This is a genomic window from Methylocella sp. CPCC 101449 (assembly GCF_031921685.1).
Lineage (GTDB): Bacteria > Pseudomonadota > Alphaproteobacteria > Rhizobiales > Beijerinckiaceae > Terripilifer.
Window position 1 is genome coordinate 1,606,590 of record NZ_JAPDHU010000001.1, and the last position, 23,625, is coordinate 1,630,214.

At 62.7% G+C, this 23,625-nt stretch carries 19 protein-coding genes; 11 read left to right on the forward strand and 8 right to left on the reverse strand.

What is annotated here, in order from left to right:
• Positions 1 to 29 precede the first annotated feature (29 nt).
• Positions 30 to 1,727 (reverse strand): 3-dehydroquinate synthase, encoded by a 1,698-nt coding sequence (aroB, locus tag OIM99_RS07395; protein ID WP_311849687.1) that lies wholly within the window; start codon positions 1,725 to 1,727, stop codon positions 30 to 32.
• Between the two features lie 158 nt (positions 1,728 to 1,885).
• On the opposite strand from aroB, the gene OIM99_RS07400 reads away from it, so the two are divergent.
• From OIM99_RS07400 to OIM99_RS07415, 4 genes are all read left to right on the forward strand, one after another.
• Positions 1,886 to 2,029: a histidine kinase gene (locus OIM99_RS07400; RefSeq protein ID WP_311849688.1), complete on the forward strand. Its 144-nt coding sequence runs from the start codon at positions 1,886 to 1,888 to the stop codon at positions 2,027 to 2,029.
• 6 nt (positions 2,030 to 2,035) lie between these two features.
• A complete protein-coding gene (locus OIM99_RS07405; protein WP_311849689.1) occupies positions 2,036 to 2,983 on the forward strand; it encodes a site-specific tyrosine recombinase XerD in 948 nt (315 codons plus the stop codon).
• 207 nt (positions 2,984 to 3,190) lie between these two features.
• A complete protein-coding gene (locus OIM99_RS07410) occupies positions 3,191 to 4,144 on the forward strand; it encodes an acetyl-CoA carboxylase carboxyltransferase subunit alpha (RefSeq protein WP_311849690.1) in 954 nt (317 codons plus the stop codon).
• A 229-nt stretch (positions 4,145 to 4,373) separates the two neighbouring features.
• Complete coding sequence (locus tag OIM99_RS07415) at positions 4,374 to 5,846, forward strand: L,D-transpeptidase family protein (RefSeq protein ID WP_311849691.1); 1,473 nt, start codon at positions 4,374 to 4,376, stop codon at positions 5,844 to 5,846.
• Positions 5,847 to 6,038: 192 nt separating this feature from the next.
• Here the strand turns inward: OIM99_RS07415 and OIM99_RS07420 are convergent, their stop codons facing one another.
• Both OIM99_RS07420 and OIM99_RS07425 read right to left on the reverse strand, forming a co-directional pair.
• Positions 6,039 to 6,359, reverse strand: coding sequence for a hypothetical protein (locus tag OIM99_RS07420; RefSeq protein WP_311849692.1), 321 nt, complete (start codon positions 6,357 to 6,359; stop codon positions 6,039 to 6,041).
• Positions 6,360 to 6,507: 148 nt separating this feature from the next.
• The gene (locus OIM99_RS07425) at positions 6,508 to 7,395 is read right to left on the reverse strand and encodes a LysR family transcriptional regulator (RefSeq protein ID WP_311849693.1); all 888 of its coding nucleotides are present in this window, start codon (positions 7,393 to 7,395) and stop codon (positions 6,508 to 6,510) included.
• Between the two features lie 115 nt (positions 7,396 to 7,510).
• On the opposite strand from OIM99_RS07425, the gene OIM99_RS07430 reads away from it, so the two are divergent.
• The 3 genes from OIM99_RS07430 to OIM99_RS07440 are packed head-to-tail and all read left to right on the forward strand — an operon-like array spanning position 7,511 to position 10,166.
• Entirely contained in the window at positions 7,511 to 8,290 is a 780-nt protein-coding gene (locus OIM99_RS07430) for a fumarylacetoacetate hydrolase family protein (protein WP_311849694.1), read from the forward strand.
• An 11-nt stretch (positions 8,291 to 8,301) separates the two neighbouring features.
• A complete protein-coding gene (locus OIM99_RS07435; RefSeq protein ID WP_311849695.1) occupies positions 8,302 to 9,138 on the forward strand; it encodes an amidohydrolase family protein in 837 nt (278 codons plus the stop codon).
• Positions 9,135 to 10,166 carry a tripartite tricarboxylate transporter substrate-binding protein gene (locus OIM99_RS07440; protein ID WP_311849696.1) on the forward strand — a complete coding sequence of 344 codons (1,032 nt, stop codon included), beginning with the start codon at positions 9,135 to 9,137 and terminating at the stop codon, positions 10,164 to 10,166. Before OIM99_RS07435 ends, OIM99_RS07440 begins: the two co-directional genes overlap by 4 nt.
• Before the next feature lie 84 nt (positions 10,167 to 10,250).
• On the opposite strand, the gene secA is transcribed toward OIM99_RS07440, so the two are convergent.
• Entirely contained in the window at positions 10,251 to 13,073 is a 2,823-nt protein-coding gene (gene secA, locus OIM99_RS07445; RefSeq protein WP_311849697.1) for a preprotein translocase subunit SecA, read from the reverse strand.
• 298 nt (positions 13,074 to 13,371) lie between these two features.
• Between secA and OIM99_RS07450 the strand changes: the two genes are divergently transcribed.
• The 3 genes from OIM99_RS07450 (at position 13,372) to OIM99_RS07460 (ending at position 17,198) form a co-directional block, all read left to right on the forward strand.
• A complete protein-coding gene (locus OIM99_RS07450; protein WP_311849698.1) occupies positions 13,372 to 14,229 on the forward strand; it encodes a peptidylprolyl isomerase in 858 nt (285 codons plus the stop codon).
• A 103-nt stretch (positions 14,230 to 14,332) separates the two neighbouring features.
• Positions 14,333 to 15,580 (forward strand): bifunctional glutamate N-acetyltransferase/amino-acid acetyltransferase ArgJ, encoded by a 1,248-nt coding sequence (argJ, locus tag OIM99_RS07455; RefSeq protein ID WP_311849699.1) that lies wholly within the window; start codon positions 14,333 to 14,335, stop codon positions 15,578 to 15,580.
• A complete protein-coding gene (locus tag OIM99_RS07460; RefSeq protein WP_311849700.1) occupies positions 15,561 to 17,198 on the forward strand; it encodes an acyl-CoA synthetase in 1,638 nt (545 codons plus the stop codon). Before argJ ends, OIM99_RS07460 begins: the two co-directional genes overlap by 20 nt.
• Positions 17,199 to 17,580: 382 nt before the next feature.
• On the opposite strand, the gene OIM99_RS07465 is transcribed toward OIM99_RS07460, so the two are convergent.
• Positions 17,581 to 18,804, reverse strand: coding sequence for an FAD-dependent oxidoreductase (locus OIM99_RS07465; RefSeq protein ID WP_311849702.1), 1,224 nt, complete (start codon positions 18,802 to 18,804; stop codon positions 17,581 to 17,583).
• 159 nt (positions 18,805 to 18,963) lie between these two features.
• On the opposite strand from OIM99_RS07465, the gene OIM99_RS07470 reads away from it, so the two are divergent.
• A complete protein-coding gene (locus OIM99_RS07470) occupies positions 18,964 to 19,344 on the forward strand; it encodes a glyoxalase (RefSeq protein WP_311849703.1) in 381 nt (126 codons plus the stop codon).
• A 103-nt stretch (positions 19,345 to 19,447) separates the two neighbouring features.
• Here the strand turns inward: OIM99_RS07470 and OIM99_RS07475 are convergent, their stop codons facing one another.
• The 3 genes from OIM99_RS07475 to OIM99_RS07485 form a co-directional block, all read right to left on the reverse strand.
• Positions 19,448 to 20,734: a GNAT family N-acetyltransferase gene (locus OIM99_RS07475; protein ID WP_311849704.1), complete on the reverse strand. Its 1,287-nt coding sequence runs from the start codon at positions 20,732 to 20,734 to the stop codon at positions 19,448 to 19,450.
• A 137-nt stretch (positions 20,735 to 20,871) separates the two neighbouring features.
• Entirely contained in the window at positions 20,872 to 22,023 is a 1,152-nt protein-coding gene (locus tag OIM99_RS07480; RefSeq protein ID WP_311849705.1) for a GTP-binding protein, read from the reverse strand.
• Between the two features lie 24 nt (positions 22,024 to 22,047).
• Positions 22,048 to 23,550 carry a serine hydrolase gene (locus OIM99_RS07485; RefSeq protein WP_311849706.1) on the reverse strand — a complete coding sequence of 501 codons (1,503 nt, stop codon included), beginning with the start codon at positions 23,548 to 23,550 and terminating at the stop codon, positions 22,048 to 22,050.
• Between the last annotated feature and the right edge of the window lie 75 nt (positions 23,551 to 23,625).

The following is a 23,625-nucleotide window of genomic DNA, read 5'->3' on the forward strand; positions in this document are numbered from 1 at the left end:
GTGACGTACCGAAGCCTTGCAGAAGACGGCTACGCGCGTGCCAGCTCTTCGCCGAGGAACGCGCGCACCTTCTCCGCCTCGACGCCGCGGGCGATGAAACTCTGGCCGATGCCGTGCATCAGAATGAAGGTCAGCGATCCTCGCTGCACTTTCTTGTCCTGATACATGGCTTCGAGGATTTGATCGGGGCCGTGGTTCCAGCCCTTGATATGGGTGATGCGGCTCGGCAGGCCGCATTCCTGCAAATGCGCCTCGACGCGTTCGGCATCGCTCGTGCTGGCGTAACCGAGCTTGGCCGAGAAACGGGCGGCGCAGGCCACACCGATGGCGACACCCTCGCCATGGACGAGCCGTTCGCTGTCGTAATGCAGCAGGGTTTCCAGCGCATGGCCGAAGGTGTGGCCGAGATTGAGCAGCGCGCGGTCGCCCTGTTCGGTCTCGTCGCGGGCGACGACAGCGGCTTTCGAAGCGCAGCTCTTGCGAATGGCTTCGATCAGCTCAGGCCCGCGCGCGAAGATCGCCTGCCAGTTGGCTGTGAGCCAGTCGAAGAACGGGGCGTCGTCGATCAGTCCGTATTTGACGACCTCGGCATAGCCGGCGCGGAATTCGCGCGGCGGCAACGTGGCGAGCGCGCCGGTGTCGGCGAGCACGAGCGAAGGCTGATAGAAAGCACCGATCAGATTCTTGCCGTGGTCGGAATTAATAGCGGTCTTGCCGCCGACGGAGGAATCGACCTGCGCCAGCAGGCTCGTGGGAATCTGGATGAAGCGCATGCCACGGCGCACGGTGGCGGCGGCGAAACCCGCCAGATCGCCGACGACACCGCCGCCAAGCGCCACGACGAGATCGCCACGTTCCATCTTGGCGGCGATGATGTCATCGCAGACGCGCGCGAACGTGCTCCAGCATTTCGACGGTTCGCCCGGCGTGATGACGATGCGGGCGTGACGGATGCCATGGGCATCGAGGCCGCGCTCCAGCGCCGGCAGATGTTCGCGCGCCAGATTTTCGTCGGTGACGATGGCGCAGGCGGATTTCGGAAACAGGGAGGAGATATAGCGACCGGCGGAGGCGATCAGGTCCCGGCCGATGACGATGTCATAGGCGCGGTTGTCGAGTTCGACACGGACGGTGGCTTGAGCGGGTGTTTCTTGGCGCACGAGACGATCGAGATTGGCTTCGAGTTGTTCGAGGATGGCATCGACGACCACGTCATGCGGTCCGTCGATGGAGAGAACCGAGACATCGGCTTTCGCATAGACAGGATAGCGCTCGTCGATGAGTTTGCGCAGCGTGTCTTCCGGATTGGTGGTATGTAGCATCGGCCGATTGGTGCGCTTGCGGACGCGGCGCGCCAAGACTTCGAGATCGGCGTTGAGCCAGACGGAGACGCCGTGGCGGGCGATGTTCTCGCGCGTGAGCGCCTGCATGAAGGCGCCGCCGCCTGTGGCCAGCACCCTTTGCTTTTCCGCCAGGAGGCGCGCCATCACCCGGCGCTCGCCATCGCGGAAATAACCCTCGCCATGGCGGGCGAAGATTTCCTGGATGGTCATGTCGGCGGCGGCTTCGATCTCATGGTCGGCGTCGACGAAATCGAGGCCGAGGCGCTGGGCCAGGCGGCGGCCGACCGAAGTCTTGCCCGAGCCCATCATGCCGACGAGCACGATCGACCGGCCGCCAAGCTGGCGGACGATGGAGGCGGCGCGGGGGTCGACTTCAGTAAGCATGGGCGAGCCTCTATCACGTCGGCGCGGGAAAATTAAACCTGTCCCTGCAACAGCCAAGCCAGATCGGCCGGACGGAATAGGCCATGCTTCCGGCGCCCGAGATGTTTGCAATTGGTTGATATTGGTGGTCAAAGACGCCCGTTCCGGCGGAGACACCTGTGCCGAGCCTGATTCGGTTCCTGCTCGTCATCGCGATTCTGGTCGGCCTCGTCTGGGGCGGCATGCTTGCGCTCATTGCCTTCGTCGAGCCGCAACCGCGTGAGATGATCCAGGTGATCCCGCCCAATCGGCTCAACCGGTAGCCTTTCATGCCGCCGCTTCCCGCCTCTGTCCTTGCCCGCCAATTCCTGGAAATGGTGGCCGCCGAGCGCGGTGCCGCCAAGAATACGCTCGAGGCCTATGGCCGCGACCTCGAAGATTATCTTGGCTTTCTGCAAGAGCAGGGCGTTTCGCCGGTGGCGGTGGATAGCGCTGGGGTGCAGGCCTATCTCGCCGATCTGTCGGCGCGCGGCTTGAAGCCTGCTTCAGCGGCGCGGCGGCTGTCGTGCCTGCGCCAGTTTCACAAGTTTCTGCATGCGGAGGGCCGGCGCACCGACAATCCGACCATTGTGATCGACGCGCCGAAGACCGGCCGGCCGCTGCCGAAGGTACTCACTGTTGCCGATGTCGATCGTCTTTTGCGGGTGGCGCATGAAGGGCTCGACGACCCGGCCCGTCCGGCCGGCGAGCGGCTGCGGGCGGCGCGCATGTCCTGCCTGCTGGAATTGCTCTATGCGACGGGCCTGCGCGTCTCCGAATTGGTCTCGCTGCCGCTCACGGCCGCTTCGTCGCAGCAGTGGCTGACGATCCGCGGCAAGGGCGGGCGCGAGCGGATCGTGCCGATCTCCGACGTGTCCCGGAAGGCGATGGCCGCCTATCGGGCGCTGCTCGATCAGCTTCAGCCGGGCCTCGCAACGCAGCCTTGGCTTTTTCCGTCGGACAGCGAGAGCGGCCATCTGACCCGCCAAGCCTTCGCCCGGGACCTGAAGGCGACGGCGGCGGCGGCCGGCATTGCCGCCGCGAAGATCAGCCCGCACGTGCTGCGCCACGCCTTTGCCAGCCATTTATTGCAAAACGGCGCCGATTTGCGGGTGGTTCAGGAGCTTTTGGGCCATGCCGACATTTCCACCACCCAGATCTACACCCATGTGCTGGACGAGCGGACCAAGGCCATGGTGCGCGATCTGCATCCGCTCGGCGACGATCAGGCCGGATAAACCGTTCAGATAAACCGCTACTTGGCTATTTCTGGCTATCTTCTTGACTTCGAGGGGTCCGGAGGCCAGTTTCCGCGCGCCGAGCCAGCCCATAGCAAATCGCGTTTCGGTCGAGGCGCCATTTTGCCCGGGCTCATTGTTTGGATTTCGTAGCGTTTGACTTCATCTGACTGCAAAACGCTCTAGCTTCAGTTTTTCCAGGTGCCGATGCGTTCCTATTTGGATTTTGAAAAGCCTGTCGCCGAGCTCGAGGCTAAGGTCGACGAATTGCGCGCCGTGGCCGACCGTGATGGCAGCATTGCCATCGGCGATGAGCTGACGCAGCTCGAAGCCAAGGCCGCCAAGGCCCTGGCCGATCTCTACGGCAAGCTCACGCCCTGGCAGAAGACGCAGGTCGCCCGGCACCAGAGTCGCCCGCATTTCAACAATTATATCAATGGCTTGATCGAGGATTTCACGCCTCTCGCCGGCGATCGCAAATTTGCCGAGGACGAAGCCATCGTCGGCGGCTTCGGCCGTTTTCGCGGCCAGTCGGTCTGCATCATGGGCCAGGAGAAGGGCTCCGATACCGAAGGCCGGCTGCGGCATAATTTCGGCATGGCCCGGCCGGAGGGCTATCGCAAGGCGGTGCGGCTGATGGAACTGGCCGACCGATTTGGGATTCCGGTCATTTCGCTGGTCGATACGGCCGGCGCCTTTCCGGGCATCGACGCGGAAGAGCGGGGCCAGGCGGAGGCCATCGCCCGCTCGACGGACGCCTGTCTGCAGCTCGGCGTGCCGAATATTTCGGTGATTGTCGGGGAAGGCGGATCGGGCGGCGCCGTCGCCATCGCCACGGCCAATCGCGTGCTGATGCTGGAACATTCCATTTATACAGTCGCTTCGCCGGAAGCCTCGGCCTCGATCCTGTGGCGCGACAGCGCCCGCAAACAGGACGCGGCGACAAATATGAAGATCACTGCCCAAGATTTGCTGAAATTCGGCATCATTGATGCCGTCGTGCCGGAGCCGACGGGGGGTGCCCACCGCGATCCGGAAAAGGCGATACAGTGGACGGGTGACGCCATCGAAACGTCGCTGCGCAGCATGGACAACATGCCGCCAGAGGCGATCCGGTTGGCGCGTGAGGAAAAGTTTCTAGCGATTGGCCGTCGGCTTTGACCTATTGAAAGCATAGCGTTTTGGAACAAAGACGCGTCGAATAGAAGTAAAAGCGCAAATCCGTTTCTGATGAAACGTATTTGCGCTGGGATGCCGCACAGTTAACATACCGTTTACCCTGTCCGGGAATTCGGTCCTGCCCTAGTAACCTGCGTGTAACGATAACGGCCGTAAATCGGTTCGAGCCGCTCAGTTTCCTTAAACGTCGTTTAGACGGATTTGTTGCGCAATGATCTCGAAGAAGTTTGCTTCCAGCGCCACCTCGGCGAAAGCGGTCAAAATCGCGGCGGCGCTCGTGGTGGCCGGTGTGCTTGCGGCCTGTCAGGATTCGAACGGGCTGCGCAGCGCCAGGGCCTATCAGCCGATCCCCGCCGACACCTTGGCGCTGATCCAGAGCAAGGGCTCGTCGAAGAACGCACCGATCCTCATTCGCACCTACAAGAAAGAGTCCGAACTCGAGATCTGGAAACAGACCGCCGACGGCTCTTACGTTCATCTGAAGACTTATCCGATGTGCCGCTGGTCCGGCCAGCTCGGCCCGAAGAAGCGCGAAGGCGACCGGCAGGTGCCGGAAGGATTCTATTCGATCACGCCGGCGCAGATGAATCCGAATTCCAACTACTATCTGTCTTTCAACGTCGGCTATCCCAACGCCTATGATCGGTCGAAGGGCTATACCGGCAGCATGATCATGGTGCACGGCGACTGTTCGTCGGCCGGCTGCTTCTCCATGACCGATGAACAGATCGCCGAAATTTATGCGATCGCCCGCGAGGCTTTCGCCGGTGGCCAGCAGGCCATCCAGATGCAGTCGATGCCGTTCCGCATGTCGCCGGAAAATCTGGCCAAGCATCGCGTCGATCCGAACATGCCGTTCTGGAAAGAGATCAAGGAAGGCTACGACCAGTTCGAAGTGTCCAAGCGCGAGCCCCGCGTGGCGGTCTGCAATGGCCGCTACACTTTCGGTTCGGCTTCGATGAACGGTCCGGGTTGTGCGCCGGTTCAAGATTCCGAGGTGAGCGCACTCGTCGCCGAGCGTCGTCGCGATCAGGATGCCAAGGTCGCCGAACTCGTCGCCAGCGGCGTGAAGCCGGTCAAGGTCGTCTATTCGGACGGCGGTCAGAATCCGCAATTCGCCCATGTCACCATGGTCAGCCGCCCCGAGGCGCTTGCCGCCGGCCCGGTCGAAATCGATCTCGACGACAAGGGCAAGCCGGCACCGCGCACGGCTGTCGCCAAGGTCACGCCGGCCGCGACCCAGCCTGCCGCGACGTCCGCGCAACCGGCGGCCACCGCCGTCGCCCGTTCGACCGCGCAGCCCGTGGCTCCGGCCGTGCCGACCGCCACCGCTTTCGCGCCGGCCACGCCGCCGGTCGCCGTGCCCGCGACGGCGACTGCATCGGACAAGCCGTTCTATCAGCGCTGGATGGGCATTGCCGATGTTCTGAAGGCCGATGAGGCCGCACCGGCTGCGGCTCCGACCGCTGCCGATACGACGGCTTCGACACCCGCCGTCACGCCGGTTGTCGCGCCGCCGTCTCGTCCGGCCGCGCGTTCATCGTTGCGCCAGCAGCCGGCGCAGCAGCATCCCCAACAGAATTCCAAGGTCGTCGATCCAAGACAGAAGACGTCGTCGCTGCCGGGCATCATCACCGGAGCGCACGAGCCGCTGCCGTCGGGCGTCTTGTCCTTCGCGCGCTAAAATTCCGATTAGGGTCGATCTGATTTCATATGCCGCTGCTCGTCAGAGTCAGCGGCATCATTTTTTGCGCGTCATCGTGCGCACAAAAAATTACCCCTCCGGACGGGGTGATCCGGAGGGGCTGCGACGGTCCTGTGCGGTGCGGGGCGGGCTGAAGTTCAGGACCGACGATCGGTGACGCCAAGAAGGCGCTTAGTTACAGACGCGAACCGGGCGCCAGCCGATGAAATCGCCATAAGCGTTGTAGGCCGGGCGACGGTCGACGTAGCAATAGGCCTGCGGCTCGGCGACGGGGTAATAGGCCGGATAAGACGGCTCGTTGTAGTAGCGCGGCTGTGCGGCCTGCGCGGCGATCGCGCCAAGGGCCAGGCCGCCGATGATGCCGGCGGCGACGGGAGCGCCCCAGCCGCGGCCACGCCAGCCAGCGTCAGCGGTCGTCGAGGCGACCATCGCAGAACCCAGGGCAAGGGCGGCAACAGCGGCCATCGCGGTCTTGCGGATAATCGTGCTCATGTAACTCTCCTATGCCTGTCTCAGCCCTGGTGTGTCCGCAGGCAACTGAAACGATGGGGCGACATTAGGAGAGGCTGGCTGAACGCTGCGTGGCAGAGATATTCATATTCGGTTCATCGCCGGGTGCGTGCGGGCTGGGTATTTGATCCTAAGCGTGGAAGTGCTGGCGCAAGGCATCCTGGAATTGGCGGGCCAATCTTGAGGGTTGCTCGTTGCGCCGGCGCAGCAGGCCGACGGTGCGGGTGATGCGCGGTCCGCGCAGATCGATCACGGCGAGGCCTTTCGGCAATTGGCGCGATGACAGGCGCGGCACGAGCGCCAGGGCCAGGCCAGCCTGCACCAGCATCAGCGCCGTCATCGTGTGCTGCACTTCGAAATCCCAGCGATAGCGTTCGGCGCGGGCGCCCAGTGCGGCGTCGAGAATGATGCGATTGGCGATCGATGGGGTGGAGCGCACCAGCGGTATGTCGACGAGGTCGGCCCAGCTCACCGATGAACGGCCGACGAAGGCGTGGTTCTTCGGACAGATGCAGACATAGTCGTCGCTGAAGAGCGGTTCGGCGGTGAGGTTCCAGCGATTGGCGGCAAGAATGGCGATGCCGAATTCGGCGCGGCCCGAGGACACCGTCTCGCCGATCTCCGTCGCCGATTTGTCGAACAGGCGTACATGCGCATCGGGCTCGCGTCGCCGGAACTCCTTGAAGACGGGCGCGAGAATGTGAACTGCTATGGTTGGCATGCAGGCGAAGGCCAGTTCCTCGGTCTTGTCGCGATGGCGTGTGCGCACGAGCGAGAGCTGTTGCTCGAAGTCGCCCATCAAAGCACGCGCCTTGGGAAAAAGATCGGCACCAGCTTCCGTCAGCGTCACCCGACGCGTGGTGCGATTGAAGAGCTGTAGATCGAGGCTCTGCTCGAGCTTGCGCAGGCGATGGCTGATCGCCGTTTGCGAGACATTGAGATGGGAAGCGGCGCGGCTGAAGCTGCCTTGTTCCGCCACACTCACGAAGGCTTCTATCCCCAGAACATCGAATTTCATCGGTCATTCCCATTCATGAACGTTGTTCATGGATTTAGCAGAAACTTCCATTTGATTCATCATGGGTCGTCAAGCGAAGGTCCGCCCGTAAAGAGAAAAGTCTAGGGAGAAAACAATGATCTGGTGCCGCTTCCTGCGCGACGATGCCGTGTCCTACGGCGTCGTCGAAGATGGGCGCATCAAAGAAGTGTCCGGTTCGCCGTTCGGGACGTGGAACTATTCGGGGCGCACGTTCGCCGTGGCGGATGTGACGCTGGATGTGCCTGTCGTGCCGGGCAATTTCTATGCGATCGGCTCGAACTACGCCTCGCATGTGGAAGAGCGTGGCAAGGTGCGCGGCACAGGCGCGAAATATTATGACGTGCCGCGCGTCGGCTATCGCGCCAATTCGGCGCTGCTGCCGACCGGGCAGAACATCGTCAAGCCGCAGGGCTCCGGCGAACAGTTCCAATATGAAGGCGAGCTTGTCGCCGTCATCGGCAAGAAGGCGCGACGCGTCTCGCCGGAAGAGGCGTGGTCGTGCATTTTCGGCTGGACGATCGGCAATGACGTGACCGAGCGCGACTGGCAGAAGAACGATCCGACCAATCTGCGCGGCAAGAACTGCGATACGTTCAAACCGATGGGGCCGTGGATCGTCACCGGCATTCACCCCAAAGACATGCGCACGCAGGTCGTTCTCAACGGCAAGAAGCTGCACGATTTCGCTACCGGCAACATGCTGTTCGATGCGGGCGCGGTGATCAGCGCCATTTCGCAGACCAATACGCTGCATCCAGGCGATGTGGTTTGGCTCGGAACCGACGAATTGCCGGTCAACATCAAGCCCGGCGATCGCCTCGACATCACGATCTCGGGCATTGGCACGCTCAGCAATGCCGTCGTAGCGGAGTGAGGACAGAGTTCATGAAGGTCATCGATACCCAGGTGCATATCTGGGCCGCCAGCACGCCGGAGCGGCCGTGGATGGAGGGCATGGAAAAGCGGGCTCATCGCGACAAGCCGCTTTCGGCCGAAATGGTGTTGCAAGCCATGGATGAAGCGGGCGTGACCCACGTGGTTCTCGTGCCGCCGTCGCTTGATGGCGATCGCAACGATCTGGCCCTTGCGGCGGCGCAACGCTATCCCGATCGCTTCGCCGTGATGGGGCGCCTGCTCATCGACAAGCCCGGTGCGCCCGCTCGGCTCGAGCGGTGGAAAGAGGATGCGGGCATGCTCGGCGTGCGCCTCACCTTCCATCGTGACAACGATCGGCCGTTCATGACCAACGGCGTCGCCGACTGGTTCTGGCCGGTGGCGCAGCGGCATGACATTCCCGTCATGGTGCATGCGCCCGAACGAATCGCCGAAGTCGGCGAGATCGCAAAAAAATATCCGCGCTTGCGGCTCATCATCGATCATATGGGTTTTGCCCGCGAGACGATGGATGACAAGGCTCAGGCCGCCGCCGATCGGCTGTTGACTTTGGCGCCACTGCAAAACGTGTCGGTTAAGGTCTCGGCCATGCCGTGCTTTTCAAGCGAGGCCTATCCGTTTCGCAATCTGCATGATCCGATCAAGCGCACGATCGATGGCTTCGGCGTCGCGCGATGCTTCTGGGGTACGGATTATTCGCGCCTGCCCGATGCGTGCAGCTATCGCCAGGCGGTGACGATGTTCACGGAGGAGATGGGTCTGTCAGGCTCCGATCTCGAAGCCGTCATGGGAGACTCGTTTTCACGCGCGATGGGGTGGCCAACATGAAGACGTTGCGGATGTTTCGACGGGGACTGCTGACGCTGTCGTTATGCCTGGCCGGCGGTTTCGCCCAGGCGCAGAGTGTCGAGGATTTTTATCGCGGCAAGAATGTCGACATGTATGTCGGCTTTTCTTCCGGCGGCGGCTATGACGTCTATGCGCGGCTGATCGCCCGGCATATGGGGCGTCATATTCCCGGCGTGCCCAATATCGTCGTCAAGAATATGGAAGGCGCTGGCAGCGTCCGGCTCGCCAACTGGCTTTATGCGATCGCGCCGAAAGACGGCACGGTGATGGGCATGTTCGCGCGCGGCGTACCGCTCGATCCGCTGTTTGGCAATCCCGGCCCGCAATTCAAGGACGGTTCGGCTTTCACCTATATTGGCAGTGCCAATAACGAAGTCTCGGTCTGTGGCGTCGATGCGAAAGCGGGGATCAAGACCTTCTCCGATCTCTTCAACAAGGATGTCATTGTCGGTGGCTTCGGTGCCGGCACGGAATCCGAACAGCACGTGAAAATCTCGAACGCCGTGCTCGGCACGCGCTTCAAACTGGTGAAGGGCTATCCCGGCGGCAATGATGTGAACCTGGCTCTGTCGCGGGGCGAGGTGCAGGGCCGCTGCGGCTGGTCGTGGACCAGCATTCGCGGTGCCGAGCAAATGAAGCAGATCAAGGATGGGTCTCTGCTAATCCTCGTGCAGAACTCGTTGGAAAAGCATGCCGATTTGCCCGATGTGCCGTTGATCATGGACTTCGTGAAAACCGAGGATCAGCGCCAGATGCTGTCTCTGGTGTTGGCGCCGCAAAAGATGGGCCGGCCGTTCTTCGGTCCGCCCGGTATTCCGGCCGACCGTCTCGCCGCTTTGCAAAAGGCGTTTACCGAAACGATGACCGATCCGGAATTCGTGCAGGCGGCCGACAAGATGCAGTTGGAAGTCTCGCCGATCTCCGGCGCTGAAATGGAAAAGATCATCAAGGATGCTTATGCGGTCGATCCGGCTTTGGTGAAGCGCACGGGCGATGCCATTCGCTGAGCTTCAGCGCTTCTGATGCGAAAATGAAAAGAGCCCCGGTTCTGGTCGAACCGGGGCTCTTTGTTGAGCAGCTGTTGGTCGCAATCAGACCAGCGCGCCGTGGCAGTGTTTGAACTTCTTACCGGAACCGCAGGGGCAGGCTTCGTTGCGGCCAACCTTGCCCCAGCTGGCGGGATCGTCCGGATTGCGCGGGGCCGGCGCGGCCGCTGCGGCGGTGAAGAGCGCCAGAGCCGTTGCCGAGAATTCGCCAGCGGCGATCTGCGCGTTGATGGCCTCGATCGATGCCAGGTCTTCGGCGCTCGGCGGTGCGTCGATATAGCCTTGGCTCGCGAGTGGGTCCTGATTGGCGTTCGGATCGAAGGAGACCTCGACACGCATGAGCTGCTGCGTCGCGGTTTCGTGCCAGCGCGAGATCAGCGAATTGAACAGGTCGAAGGCTTCCGACTTGTATTCGTTCAGCGGGTCGCGCTGCGCCATGCCGCGCCAGCCGATGACCTGGCGCAGATGGTCGAGCTGCACGAGATGTTCGCGCCAATAGTGGTCGAGCACCTGCAGAATGACCTGCTTCTCGACATAGCGCATGACATCGGGCGTGTTCTTCTCGACGCGCGCCGCATAGGCGGCATCCGCCTCCTTCTCGATGCGCTCGGAGAACTGCTCCTCGTCGATGCCTTCTTCCTTCGCCCAGTCGGCGATGGGGGGCTCGATGCTGAGGATGTTCTTGAGGTCCTCGTTGAGGCCGGGAATGTCCCAGGTCTCAGGGTAGGAATCGGCCGGCACGTGCTTGCTGACCAGTTCGTCCGCCACGTTGGAGCGCATGTTGTGGACGGTTTCCTCAAGCGACTCCTGCGCCATCATTTCGCGGCGCTGTTCGAAGACGACCTTACGCTGGTCGTTCATCACGTCGTCGTATTTGAGGATGTTCTTGCGGATGTCGAAGTTGCGCGCTTCGACCTTCTGCTGCGCCTTTTCCAGGGCCTTGTTCACCCAAGGGTGGACGATGGCTTCGTCTTCCTTCAGGCCGAGCTTGGTGAGCATGGAATCCATGCGCTCGGAGCCGAAGATGCGCATCAGGTCGTCCTGCAAGGACAGAAAGAACTTCGAGCGGCCCGGGTCGCCCTGACGGCCGGAACGGCCGCGCAACTGGTTGTCGATGCGGCGGCTTTCGTGACGCTCGGTGCCGACGATGTAGAGGCCGCCGGCGGCGATCGCCTTTTCCTTGAACGCCGCCACTTCGCTGCGGATTTCGGCTTCGCGCGCCTCACGCTGCTGCGGATCGGTGACGTCCTTCAGCTCGTGGGCCACACGCATTTCGACGTTGCCGCCGAGCTGAATGTCGGTGCCGCGGCCGGCCATGTTGGTGGCAATGGTGATGGCGCCCGGCACGCCGGCTTCGGCGACGATATAGGCTTCCTGTTCATGGAAGCGGGCGTTGAGGATGGCGAACAGTTTCGAGGGTTTGCCGGCCTTGGCGGCGGCATAGAGCTTGGAGAGCTGCTTGGGATCGTCGAAGTCGATCTGCTTGTAGCCGTGGCGCTTGAGGAATTCGCCGAGCTGTTCGGACTTTTCGATCGACGTCGTGCCGACCAGCATCGGTTGCATGGTGACATTGGCCGCTTCGATCTCGCGTACGATCGCCTTCAGCTTCTCGTCAGCGGAGCGATAGACTTCGTCGTCTTCGTCCTTACGGGCGACGGGACGGTTGGTCGGAATTTCGACCACGTCGAGCTTGTAGATCTCGGCGAATTCGTTGGCTTCGGTCGAAGCCGTGCCGGTCATGCCGGCGAGCTTCTTGTAGAGGCGGAAATAGTTCTGGAAGGTGATCGAGGCCATGGTGATGTTCTCGGGCTGAACCGAGACATGTTCCTTGGCTTCGAGCGCTTGGTGTAGGCCTTCCGAGAAGCGGCGGCCCGGCATCATACGGCCGGTGAATTCGTCGATGATCACCACTTCGTCGTTGCGGACGATGTATTCCTTGTCGCGCTGGAACAAGGTGTGGGCGCGCAGCGCCTGCTGTACGTGGTGGACGACGGTGACGTTGGCGGCGTCGTAGAGCGAGGATTCGCCGATCAGGCCGGCTTCACGCAGCAATTGCTCGATGTGCTCGTTGCCGGCTTCGGTGAAATTGGCGGTGCGCTGCTTCTCGTCGATTTCGTAGTCGGCGCGCACGAGGCTGGGGATCAGCTTGTCGATGGCGTTGTAGAGATCGGACTTGTCTTCCGAGGGGCCGGAAATGATCAGCGGCGTGCGCGCTTCGTCGACGAGGATCGAGTCGACTTCGTCGACGATCGCGAAATTGTGGCCGCGCTGCACCATGTGCGCGAGCTCGTATTTCATGTTGTCGCGCAGATAGTCGAAGCCGAATTCGTTGTTGGTGCCGTAAGTGATGTCGGCCTGGTAGGCGGCGGCGCGCGCCTCGTCGTCGATGCCGTGGACGATGATGCCGACACTCATGCCGAGGAAGCGGTAGATCAGGCCCATCCATTCGGCGTCGCGGCGGGCGAGATAATCGTTGACGGTGACGACGTGGACGCCCTTGCCGGACAGCGCATTGAGATAGGTGGCGAGCGTGGCGACCAGCGTCTTGCCTTCACCGGTGCGCATTTCGGCGATCGAGCCTTCGTGCAGCACCATGCCGCCGATCAACTGCACGTCGAAATGGCGTTGGCCCAGCGTGCGCTTGGCCGCTTCGCGGACGGTGGCGAAAACCGGAACCAGGATGTCGTCCAGGGTCTTGCCGGCGGCCAGTTCGGCGCGGAATTTTTCCGTCGAACCACGCAGCTCGTCGTCGCTCAATTTGGCGATTTCGGGCTCCAGCGCATTGATCTCGGCAACCTTGGACGCATAGCGCTTCAGGCGGCGATCGTTGGCGGAGCCGAAGATTTTCTTCGCAATGGCGGCGAGCATTCAAAAACCCTTCTGATCCGGCGGCCGGTTTGCGGCGGGCGCGGGCGGCGCTACAGCTTGTTCCGCTGCCCAGACGTCGGGCGCAGTGCTCTCCGACACAGAGAGCTGCAAAACGGGCGAGAAATAAGATCGGGGTATGCCCTTGTCAATGAAACGGGCGCCCTGAAACCGTGGTCCAATCGGCGCAGTCTGGACATAAGCTTGTCTTGAACTTGCCATCTGCTTGTCCGACTCAAAGATTTGACAGATTGTGCCTTGGTAGACCTACGGTCCGTTTTGGCCGCGACTGGAGCTTTTCATGACTTTTCATCGCCTTGGACCCTGGCTTGGCGCGGCTGGATTGGCCCTGATGCTGGCCGGGCTTTCTCCGGCCACGGCCAAGGTTCTGGCCAAGGTGGACGGCCAGGAGATCACTGACGATGATGTGAAGCTTGCGCTTGAGGACATCGGCTCGACCCTGCCGCAGCAATTGCAGGGCGCCGATCGCGAAAATTACGTGGTCGATTACCTCATCGACATGATTTTGGTGGCGAAAAAGGCCGAGGCCGACAAATTGGCCGATGGCGCCGAATTCCGGCGCCGCCTGACCTATCTGCGCGAACGGGCGCTGATGGAGACCCTGTTCGGCAATCTTGGCCGGGAGGCGGCGACCGATGCCGCCCTGCAGGCCGTCTATGAGCAGGCCGCCAAGGCGCAGACCGGCGAACCGGAGGTCAAGGCCCGGCACATCCTGGTGGCGACCGAAGCCGAGGCCAAGGCGGCGCTGAAACGGGTGCGCGACGGCGAGGATTTCGCCAAGGTGGCCACTGAAGTGTCGCGCGATCCGGGCTCCCAGGGGGGTGATCTGGGCTGGTTCAGCAAGGATCAGATGGTGCCGGAATTCGGCAATGCCGCCTTCGCCATGGAACCGAACCAGATTTCCGAGCCGGTGAAGAGCCAGTTCGGCTGGCATATCATCAAGGTGGAGGGCAAGCGCACCAAGAGCTTCCCGCCCTTCGAGCAGGTGAAGGAGCAGGTGAAGCAATATGTCGTCCAGCGCGCTCAGCAGGACCTGATCAGCAAGCTGCGCAGCGCCGCTAAGATCGAGCGCATGAGCGACGCCAAACCTGACTTGGTAAAGCCCGATCCGGCCAAACCCGAGCAGCCGAAGAAATAGGCGCACCGAAACGCTTCTGCCTCTTGCTTTGGCGCGCCGGATCGGTTTTGGAATTCGGCGTTCGCCAACCCCTGGCCCCTTTGGCCAAAATCCGGAAAATTCCATGGCCCAGTCCGTTGCCGTGTCTCCGCTCGCGCCGAAATCCTATCCTGACCTGCCCGTGATCGAGGGCGTGCGTTTCGCCACCGCCGCGGCCGGCATCCGATACAAGGGCCGCACCGATGTGATGCTGGCGCTGATGGACAAGGGCACCCAGGCCGCCGGTGTCTTCACCAAGTCGAAATGCCCGTCGGCGCCGGTCGAATGGTGCCGTTCCAAGCTGAAGGGCGGCAAGGCGCGCGCGCTCGTCGTCAATTCCGGCAATGCCAATGCCTTCACCGGCAAGACCGGTCTGCAACAGGCGAAATTCACCGCCGAACTCGCCGCCAAGGCGACCGGCGCGCCGCTCGGCGAGATTTTTCTGGCCTCGACCGGCGTCATCGGCGAGCCGCTCGATGCCTCCAAGTTCAAGGGCGTGTTCGACAAGCTGGTGAAGGAGGCCGCGCCCGACGGGCTGCTCGATGCGGCACGTGCGATCATGACCACCGACACTTTCCCGAAGGTGGCGACCGCGCAGGTCAAGATCGGTGGCGTCGAAGTCACCATCAACGGCATCGCCAAGGGCGCCGGCATGATCGCGCCCGACATGGCGACCATGCTGTCCTATGTCTTCACGGATGCGCCGATCGCCGCCGCCGCCTTGCAGGCCATGCTGTCGAAGTCGGTGCAGGGCAGTTTCAACTCGATCACCGTCGACAGCGACACCTCGACCTCCGACAGCTTGATGCTGTTCGCCACGGGTGCGGCCGCCAAGCGCGGCGCGCCGAAGATCACCAGCGCCACGGATCGTCGTCTCGTCGAATTCCGCAAGGCGCTCGATGCGGTGCTGCTCGATCTGTCGCATCAGGTGGTGCGGGACGGCGAGGGCTGCCGCAAGTTCGTCGAAGTGATCGTCGAAGGCGCGGCCACCGCGACGGCGGCCAAGAAAGTCGCTTTCGCCATCGCCAATTCGCCGCTGGTGAAGACGGCGATCGCCGGCGAGGACGCCAATTGGGGGCGCGTCGTGATGGCCGTCGGCAAGGCCGGCGAAAAGGCCGATCGCGACAAGCTGGCCATCTGGTTCGGCGGCATTCGCGTCGCTCACAAGGGTTTGCGCGATCCTTCCTATGACGAAGGGAAGGTCTCGACCTATATGAAGGGCGAGGCGATCGAATTGCGTGTTCATATCGGCGTCGGCAAGGCCACAAACCGGGTGTGGACCTGCGATCTGACCAAGGAATATGTCGCCATCAATGGCGACTATCGGAGCTGACCACCACTTGCTGCCGGAAATTCGCGACTACGATCGGCTGATCCGCGCCTTCGAATGGCAGATGCCGCAACGCTTCAATATGGGCGTTGCGACTTGCGATCGCTGGGCGGAGCGGGAGCCCGATCGCATCGCCATTCTCGAAGCGCGCGGCGACGACTTCGAGCCGATCTCCTATGGGCTGCTGCGCGAACGTTCCAATCGTGTCGCGCAGGCGCTCGTCGCGCGCGGCGTGAGCGTCGGCGATCGTGTCGCGATCCTGCTGCCGCAGATGAGCGATGTCGCTGTCGCCCATCTTGCCATCTATAAGCTCGGCGCCATCGCCGTGCCGCTGGCGGTGCTGTTCGGGCCCGATGCGATCGAATATCGGCTGCGCGATGCCGGCGCCAAGGCGCTCATCACCAATGACGTCGGCTTGCAGAAATTGCGCAGCGGCCCGCGCCCGCCGAGCCTCGAAATCATTCTCTCGACCGATGGCGACGATGGCGATGCGGTCGATTTCTACAAGGCGATGGCTGACGCCGATGCCGCCTTCACGCCCGTCGACAGCACGCCCGATGATCCAGCGCTCATGGTCTATACGTCGGGCACCACCGGCCAGCCGAAGGGCGCGCTGCACGGCCACAAGGTGCTGATCGGCCATCTGCCCGGCCTGCAATTCACCCACGCCTTTCTGCCGCAGCCGGGCGATCGCATGTGGACGCCGGCCGATTGGGCCTGGGCCGGCGGGCTTCTCAATGCGCTGCTGCCGTCGCTTTATTTCGGCGTGCCGGTGGTGGCGCGTAAGTTCGAGCGCTTCGATCCGGAGGCGGCGTTCGATCTGATGGCGCGTGCCGACGTGCGCAATGCGTTCATTCCGCCGACCGCTTTGCGCATGCTGCGTTCGGTGGACCAGCCGCGCAAACGTTTCAACTTCAATCTGCGCACTATTTCGTCGGCCGGCGAATCTTTGGGCGCCGAGACTTATGACTGGGGCCACGAAGCCCTTGGCATGACGATCAACGAATTCTACGGCCAGACTGAATGCAATTATGTGCTGGGTTCCAGTGCCGAGCTCGGCGTGAGCCGGCGGGGCGCCATCGGCAAGCCGATCCCCGGTCATCGCGTGGCGATCCTGCGCGCCGATGGCAGCGAATGCGACGTCGGCGAACAAGGGCAGATCGCCATGGCGCGGCCCGATCCGACGACTTTCCTTGGCTATTGGAACAATCCGGAAGCGACGGAGAAGAAATTCATCGGCGACTGGCTGATCACCGGCGATCAGGGCCAGCGCGACGAGGACGGCTATATCCATTTCGTCGGCCGCGACGACGACGTGATCTCCTCGGCTGGCTATCGCATCGGCCCGGGCGAAATCGAGGATTGCCTGCTGCGCCATCCTGCCATCGCGAACGCTGCCGCCGTCGGCAAGCCCGACGATTTGCGTGGCGAGATCGTCAAGGCCTTCGTGGTGTTGCGCGAGGGCTATCAGCCGTCGGACGAGTTGGCGGGCGAGATTCGCGATTATGTGCGCACGCGCCTGTCGGCGCATGAATATCCGCGCGAGATCGCGTTCGAAAACGAATTGCCGATGACGACCACCGGCAAGATCATGCGCCGCGTGCTGCGCGACAAGGGCTGACGGCGCGTGGGCTCGCCTTCCGGCGAGCGTCAAATGGCTTCGAAAGTGGCGTTTAAAGTGCCTTGCATGGGGTTGTTCCTCAGAATCGCGCGACACCCCCATCCTTTGTTGTCCCCCCTCCCTTATGCCGCGGCGTCTGCCGCGTTGAAACCGGGCTCAAATTACGCAGGAAGGGCGGCGGAATTATGCTCCTGTTGGAAGGCGACACCTTGGTGTCATCCCCGACAGCCGCACGGCGGCTGAGCGGGGATCCAGGGGCCAGCGGTAGGATGCTGTTCGAGCAAGGCATGAGTAACGTCAGACAATAGCGTAGCGCTTTACCACTCGCTCTGGATTCCCGCTCGCGCTTCGCGCGTCGGGAATGACACTGTGAGCTTCGCCGTCAGCCTTCAGAAGCCGCTTTCGCCGTCACATGCTCGGGCCGCACGCCTATGCCGACGAAGCGGGCCGGTAAATTTCGCAGCACGGGAATCTGGTGCAGGTGCCGCAGCAGCCAGGGTGGGCGCCCGCTGGGCTTGCTGCCGAGCGCCGGCGCGATGATGCGGTTCTGGATCGTCACCTGCACCCATTGCGTCACGCGCACCGGCCATTCGCGCCGCTTCTGCACGGCAGCGAGATCGCTGTCCTGTACGGCGCCGTCGCGCAGTTTCAGCGCCAGCAGATTGGCGGTGGCGATGGCATCCTGAATGGCGAGATTGATGCCGATGCCGCCGATCGGCGACATGGCATGGGCGGCATCGCCGATGCAGAGCAGACCGGGCTTGTGCCAGACCGGCAGGCGGTCGACGGCGACGGTGAGCAGTTTGACGTCGTCCCAACTGGCGATTTCAGGAACGCGGTCGGCGAAGGGCGGCGCGATCTCGGCGATGGTCTGTTGCAGATCGCTGACGGGGCGTTGCTGCAATTGCCCGAACGAGCCCTTGGCGATGACATAGCCGCATTGCCATACGTCGTTGCGGTTGATGGTGATGAAGATGCGGCCGGCGTCGAAACGGCCCATCGGTTCGGAACCGTCGCTGTCGCGGCGACTGAGTTTGAACCAGAGCACGTCCATCGGCGCGCCGAGTACGATCGGTTGCAAGCTGGCTTGGGAGCGCATGTGCGAATCTCTTCCGTCGCAAGCGACGGTGAGATCGGCACGGATGGTGATATCGCCCTCAGGCGACGCGGCTTCGACGCCAACGATCTTGTCGCCCTCGCGGATCAAGGCTTGGGCTTGCGTGCGCATCAGCAGGCGAAAGTTGGGATAGGCGCCGGCTTTGCGTGCCAGGAAATTCAGCAAGTCCCATTGCGGCATGAAGGCGATGAACGGAAACGGCGTGTTCAAGTGGGAGAAGTCGGCCATCAAGAGACTTTCGCCGTTGACGATGCCGCGCATCTGGTGCGCTTTTTCGTGCGGCAATTGCAGCAGTTCGTCGGCGAAACCAAGTTCATCCATTGCCTGCAAGGTGGAGGGATGAATGGTGTCGCCGCGAAAGTCGCGCAGGAAGTCGGCGTGTTTTTCGAGCACGATCACATCGACGCCGCCGCGCGCCAGAATGGTGCCGAGCACCAGTCCGGCAGGGCCGCCGCCGACGATGCAGCATTGGGTGGTGAGCTGGGTCAAGGCGATCTCCCGCGCGCACTGTGCGAGTTCACGCGGGTGCTGGCAAGTCTGATGAGGCGCACGCGAGGTCGAATGTGCCTTTCGCCCACGGCCCGACATAATTCTGCGTCTCTCATGTCGGCCTTCGTGCATGAGATAAGTGGAATCAGGAGTTGGGCGATGGAGAACAAAACCCCAAGCCGCGCGGTTGCGATCATTCCCTGCAACGATCTCGACGCGGCCGAACGCTGGTGGAACGGGCTCGGCATCTCACGTCCGCAGGATCAGGGTTACGACGATTATCGGATGTTGGCCGATGGCAAAGGAGCCGAAGTACATCTGCAAACGGCGGTCGAAGGTTGGATCGTGCCGGGACGAAACCCGTTTGGCGTCTACCTCTACACGCCGCGCGTCGATGAACTGGCCGCCGTCGCGGGCGACCGGGTCCTCGGTCCCAGCAAAGCACCGGAACACAAACCCTGGGGCATGTACGAATTCGCGCTCAACGGCCCGGACGATCTGCTCGTGCGCATCGGCTGGCCGAGCCGTTCGCAGGCGTGATGATAGCGTTTTGTAGTTTGACTTAGGCAAACGCCACAAAGACGCGTTGAAACAAAGAGCCCAGGCAAAATTGCGTTTCTATCGAAACGCAATTTGCTCCAGCTTACGAGGCTTTACGGCCGCGCAGGCGATACCAGAGCTGTTTGGCGAGGGTGCGAGCGCGGCGGCGTAGCAGTTCTCGCGATACGATCGATTGAAACGACCTACCATCGCTTTGGGTGCCAACCAGGAGATCGGCGATCGGCATGCGGTCGGGCCAGAGGCGATTGATCATCGGATGATCGGGGATGGCGCAGGAATCGATCAGCGTGATGCCCGGTTCCGCCGCCAAGCGGTGGGTCAGATCGAGGGTGAAGTGAACGCCCGGTGAGAGAGCCGCGAGGCTCTCGTCATAGGCGACCTTCCAGAAATAAGCCCGGTCGTCGGCGAAGAGAACGATGCCCATGGCGAGCGGCAGGCCGTCAATCTCAAGACTGTCGACCCAGCAGCGGCCCTTGTGCGCCAACAGCCGCGTCATGGTGCGGGTGAAGGTGGCGAGCGAGGGATCGCAGAGCAGCGCGGTGCGGCGTTCGCCCTTCCAGCCCTGTGCTTCCAGGGTGAGAAACCGCTCGATGGCATCGCGCACGGCTTCCGGCTCGCGCGCCGAGACATAGGTGAGGGCGCCTTTGTCTTCGAGGCGGTGGCGTTGCCGGCGCAGCTCCTTGCGCCGCTTCTGCGGCAGGTGGGATTCGATCAGCTCGCGGCTGTCGCCGCCATGCAGGATGGCGCGATGGTGGGCGTCGAAGGTCTGATATTGCAGCTTGCGCGACGCGGCATGGGATTGGATCAGCCGCGCGGTTTCCGTCGCGGTCGGGACGGACGCAAACAGGATCGCGCCGACCTGCGGCCAGACGGCGGCGATCCAGCGATGGATGAGTTCCAGCGCCTCGAAGCCCTGCGTCTTGTCGAGCAGCGGAATGCCGAGCGCCATTTGCGGGGCGCGCCAGGTTTTGGCGATGGCGCGCCGGCCACGCTTCGGCACATGCACCGGGCACAGGCCGATCAGGCGATTTGGCAGGGCGCCCGGGCGCGGGTCGCGGACGATGAGAAACATCGGCCGCTGCGCTTCCGGGAAATGCTGCGCGGCCGAGGCGGCGAAAGCCGATTCGACGAAGACGTTGCGGTCGAGCGCCCGGCTGGCGAGATCGTCCCAGTCGTCGACCATGCTCATCGCCTGGGTCCAGTCGATGAGATCGACCTGGACCGGCTTGGCGGTGTCGCTGGTGCGTTCGAGCAGGAGCGGCATGGAGGGTGTCCGGCCGAGATCGGCAATCGTCAGATGGTGTGCCAGAGCGGCCGCTGCCGCGGAGCGGCGGCGCCGAAGTCCGAAGGGAAGCGACTGTGAACCCATACCCCACTCATCGGCCTTCGCCGATGCCCTCACGTTAAACTGAACAGGCTGTGCCATTTTGGCGCAGATGTCGCATGCAAACGTCGTTCAGTGAACAAAGGGACAAGAACCGAGCCAACTCAGGGGCAGGGTAGAGTTTAGCGTAACAGGCCGCCGGGGCGGGGATTCAACGGGTTATCTACGGTGGCGGTGGCATCGGGCGTGTCGATCCGGGATTCGCCGGAAAAAGCGGCGAACAGGCCGCGCAAATGGTCTGGCTCAAGGTCGCGGACGATGAAAACGATGCGCGTCGAATGGTCGGCGTCGGGCCAGTGCTCCAGCCGTTGCGGCGGGTGGAAGACATGTTGGACGCCGTGGATGACCACCGGCCGTTTCGGATCGTCGCTGAGTGCCAGAATGCCCTTCACGCGCAGCAGATTGGGGCCGTGAATCTGGCGCAGCATTTCGATGAACGTATCGAAGGCACCGGGCGCCAGAGCCGCTTCGCTCGTCAGGCAGAAGGCGCGGATGCTGGCATCGTGACGATTGACGTCATGATGGTGGTGGCCGTGACCGTGCCCGTGCCCATGATGGTGATCGTGGTGATGAGCCGCCTCGGTCGCCTGCGTCTCGGCGTTCAGCCATTTGCCGACGTCGGGATGTTTCGTCTCCGGATTCCACAAGCCGGTGTCGAAGAGGTTGGTGGCGCTCGCCTCGTTCACGTCGATGAGGGTGGCGAAGGGCGCGAGGCGATGCAGGCGTTCGGTGATGTCGCTGATCGCAGCCGGCGTGGCGATGTCGCTTTTCGTCAGCACGATGCGATCGGCGACGGCGGCCTGTTTCACCGCTTCGATGTGATTGTCCAATGTCGAGGCGCCGTTGACCGCATCGACCACGGTGATGATCCCCTGCAGGCGGAAGCGCAGCATCAGATAGGGATGATACATGATCGTGTGCAGCACGGGCGCCGGATCGGCGAGGCCGGTGGTTTCGATGACGATGCGCGCGAACGGTTTCAGCCGGCCGTTGTCGAGACGCTTGAGAATGTCTTCGAGCGTCGAGACGAGATCGCCGCGGATCGTGCAGCACAGACAGCCCGAGGCCATCATCAGCATGTCGCCGTCGATCTTCTCGACGAGCAGATGATCGAGGCCGATCTCGCCGAACTCGTTGATGATGACGAGCGTGTCGGCAAGGGCGGGATCGCGCAGCAGCCGGTTGAGCAAGGTCGTCTTGCCCGCGCCGAGAAAGCCGGTGAGGACCGAGAGCGGAACCGGAGGCGGTGGACGGCGCTGCAGTGGCGAGGTCATTCGCTTATGTGAATCGCGCTTAAATTAATCGGCTTTGTCGGCAGCCGGACGGCTGCTGGCGCTCTGCTGTTTCTTGCGATCGGCCGGCTTCTTGTCGACAGCCTTCTTGTCCGTGGGCTTTGCAGTCGTCGGCTTGGCGTTGGCCGGTTTGGCCGTCGCCGCCTTGCTGTTGGGCTTGTCGGTTTTCTTGACGGTCTTCTTGTCGGTCGAAGACTGCACGTGACCGGACAGATCGAGCGGCTTGGAATCGCCGCGCGTTGCCGTTCTGGCGGCGGGCCTGGTCGGCTTGGCGCCGAGTTTCGTCTGTGCGGCAGGCGTTTCGACGTCTGTTGCCGGCGCTGTCGCGACGGCGCGGCCACGACGGCCCTTCTTGCCGCGCGGCGCGTCGGCCGCCGGATCCACCGCCTCGTCATTGTCGGCATGGGCGACGGCGCCGTTCCAACCGGGCGCGCGGCCGATGAAGATCGGGATCGGTTGAAAGACCTGGCGGGGTCCGAGGTCCATGCCGGCGGCCGCATAGGCGGTGACAGGTGCCATGGCGCGGGCGCGATCGGCGGCGAAGAAGGCAGCCGGATTGTCGTTTTGATAATTCTGCGAGGCGGGATCGCCGGCGACGGGAATGCCGAAATCTTCCTCGATGCCGCGGTTGCGATTGCGGCCGCAGATTTCCGGACGCATGTTCGGCGGATTGGGATCGGAGGCATCGGCGAGCGAGACGACATTGCCGCCGCTGTTGGTCTGGCCCATGAAGGCGGCGTCGAGCATCGACATCACTTTCAGGGTGCGGGCCTTGGCATTGGGCGAGCCCATGACGACGGCGATCAGACGGCGGCCGCCGCGCGTCGCGCTGGCGACGACATTGAAGCCGGAAGCGCAGACGAAGCCGGTCTTCATGCCGTCGGCGCCGGGATAGCGCCCGAGCATGCCGTTGTGATTGGTCATGATCTTGGTGCCGAGCTGCAGCGCGCCGATGCTGTAGAGGTCGCGATGATTGGGAAAGTCGCGATAGAGCGCGCGGCCGAGGATCGCCATGTCGCGGGCGGAACTGTAATGGTCGTCGTTGTAGAGGCCGTTCGGATTGACGAAATGCGACTCGCGCATGCCGAGCTGGCGCGCCACCGAATTCATCTCGGCGGCGAAGGCTGGCACGGAACCCGACACGCCTTCGGCTATCGTCACCGACACGTCATTGGCCGATTTGACCATGATAATCTTCAGCGCATTGTCGAGCGTGATCTCGGTGCCGGGCTTGAACCCCATTTTCGAGGGTTGCATGCGCGCCGCGCGATTGGAGACCAGCATCGGCGTATCGAGCGACATGCGGCCGTCGCGCACCGCCTTGAGGGCGACATAGACGGTCATCAACTTGGTGGTGGAAGCGGGATACCAGGGGCGGGTGGCTTCTTCCTGGTAGAGCACTTCGCCGGAGGCGGCATCGATGACCAGAGCGGGCGTGGCGCTGGCTGAGGACAGCGGGCCGGACATGCAGGTCAGAAGGCCCACGATCGCAAAAGTGATGCGTTTCATTCAGAAATCCGAATCGCAATGTTGGACGGGGCCGAACAGCCTGAGCGCCTGTCCTAATCCCGAACATCTTAAAAT

Excerpts from the sequence above, each read along its gene's own strand:
- OIM99_RS07415 (WP_311849691.1), top strand. The coding sequence starts at position 4,374 with ATGATCTCGAAGAAGTTTGCTTCCAGCGCCACCTCGGCGAAAGCGGTC.
- OIM99_RS07410 (WP_311849690.1), top strand. The coding sequence starts at position 3,191 with ATGCGTTCCTATTTGGATTTTGAAAAGCCTGTCGCCGAGCTCGAGGCT.
- aroB (WP_311849687.1), bottom strand. The coding sequence starts at position 1,727 with ATGCTTACTGAAGTCGACCCCCGCGCCGCCTCCATCGTCCGCCAGCTT.
- OIM99_RS07440 (WP_311849696.1), top strand. The coding sequence starts at position 9,135 with ATGAAGACGTTGCGGATGTTTCGACGGGGACTGCTGACGCTGTCGTTA.
- OIM99_RS07470 (WP_311849703.1), top strand. The coding sequence starts at position 18,964 with ATGGAGAACAAAACCCCAAGCCGCGCGGTTGCGATCATTCCCTGCAAC.
- OIM99_RS07425 (WP_311849693.1), bottom strand. The coding sequence starts at position 7,395 with ATGAAATTCGATGTTCTGGGGATAGAAGCCTTCGTGAGTGTGGCGGAA.
- OIM99_RS07430 (WP_311849694.1), top strand. The coding sequence starts at position 7,511 with ATGATCTGGTGCCGCTTCCTGCGCGACGATGCCGTGTCCTACGGCGTC.
- OIM99_RS07475 (WP_311849704.1), bottom strand. The coding sequence starts at position 20,734 with ATGGGTTCACAGTCGCTTCCCTTCGGACTTCGGCGCCGCCGCTCCGCG.
- OIM99_RS07485 (WP_311849706.1), bottom strand. The coding sequence starts at position 23,550 with ATGAAACGCATCACTTTTGCGATCGTGGGCCTTCTGACCTGCATGTCC.
- OIM99_RS07435 (WP_311849695.1), top strand. The coding sequence starts at position 8,302 with ATGAAGGTCATCGATACCCAGGTGCATATCTGGGCCGCCAGCACGCCG.
- OIM99_RS07480 (WP_311849705.1), bottom strand. The coding sequence starts at position 22,023 with ATGACCTCGCCACTGCAGCGCCGTCCACCGCCTCCGGTTCCGCTCTCG.
- argJ (WP_311849699.1), top strand. The coding sequence starts at position 14,333 with ATGGCCCAGTCCGTTGCCGTGTCTCCGCTCGCGCCGAAATCCTATCCT.
- OIM99_RS07405 (WP_311849689.1), top strand. The coding sequence starts at position 2,036 with ATGCCGCCGCTTCCCGCCTCTGTCCTTGCCCGCCAATTCCTGGAAATG.
- OIM99_RS07460 (WP_311849700.1), top strand. The coding sequence starts at position 15,561 with ATGGCGACTATCGGAGCTGACCACCACTTGCTGCCGGAAATTCGCGAC.
- OIM99_RS07450 (WP_311849698.1), top strand. The coding sequence starts at position 13,372 with ATGACTTTTCATCGCCTTGGACCCTGGCTTGGCGCGGCTGGATTGGCC.
- OIM99_RS07420 (WP_311849692.1), bottom strand. The coding sequence starts at position 6,359 with ATGAGCACGATTATCCGCAAGACCGCGATGGCCGCTGTTGCCGCCCTT.
- secA (WP_311849697.1), bottom strand. The coding sequence starts at position 13,073 with ATGCTCGCCGCCATTGCGAAGAAAATCTTCGGCTCCGCCAACGATCGC.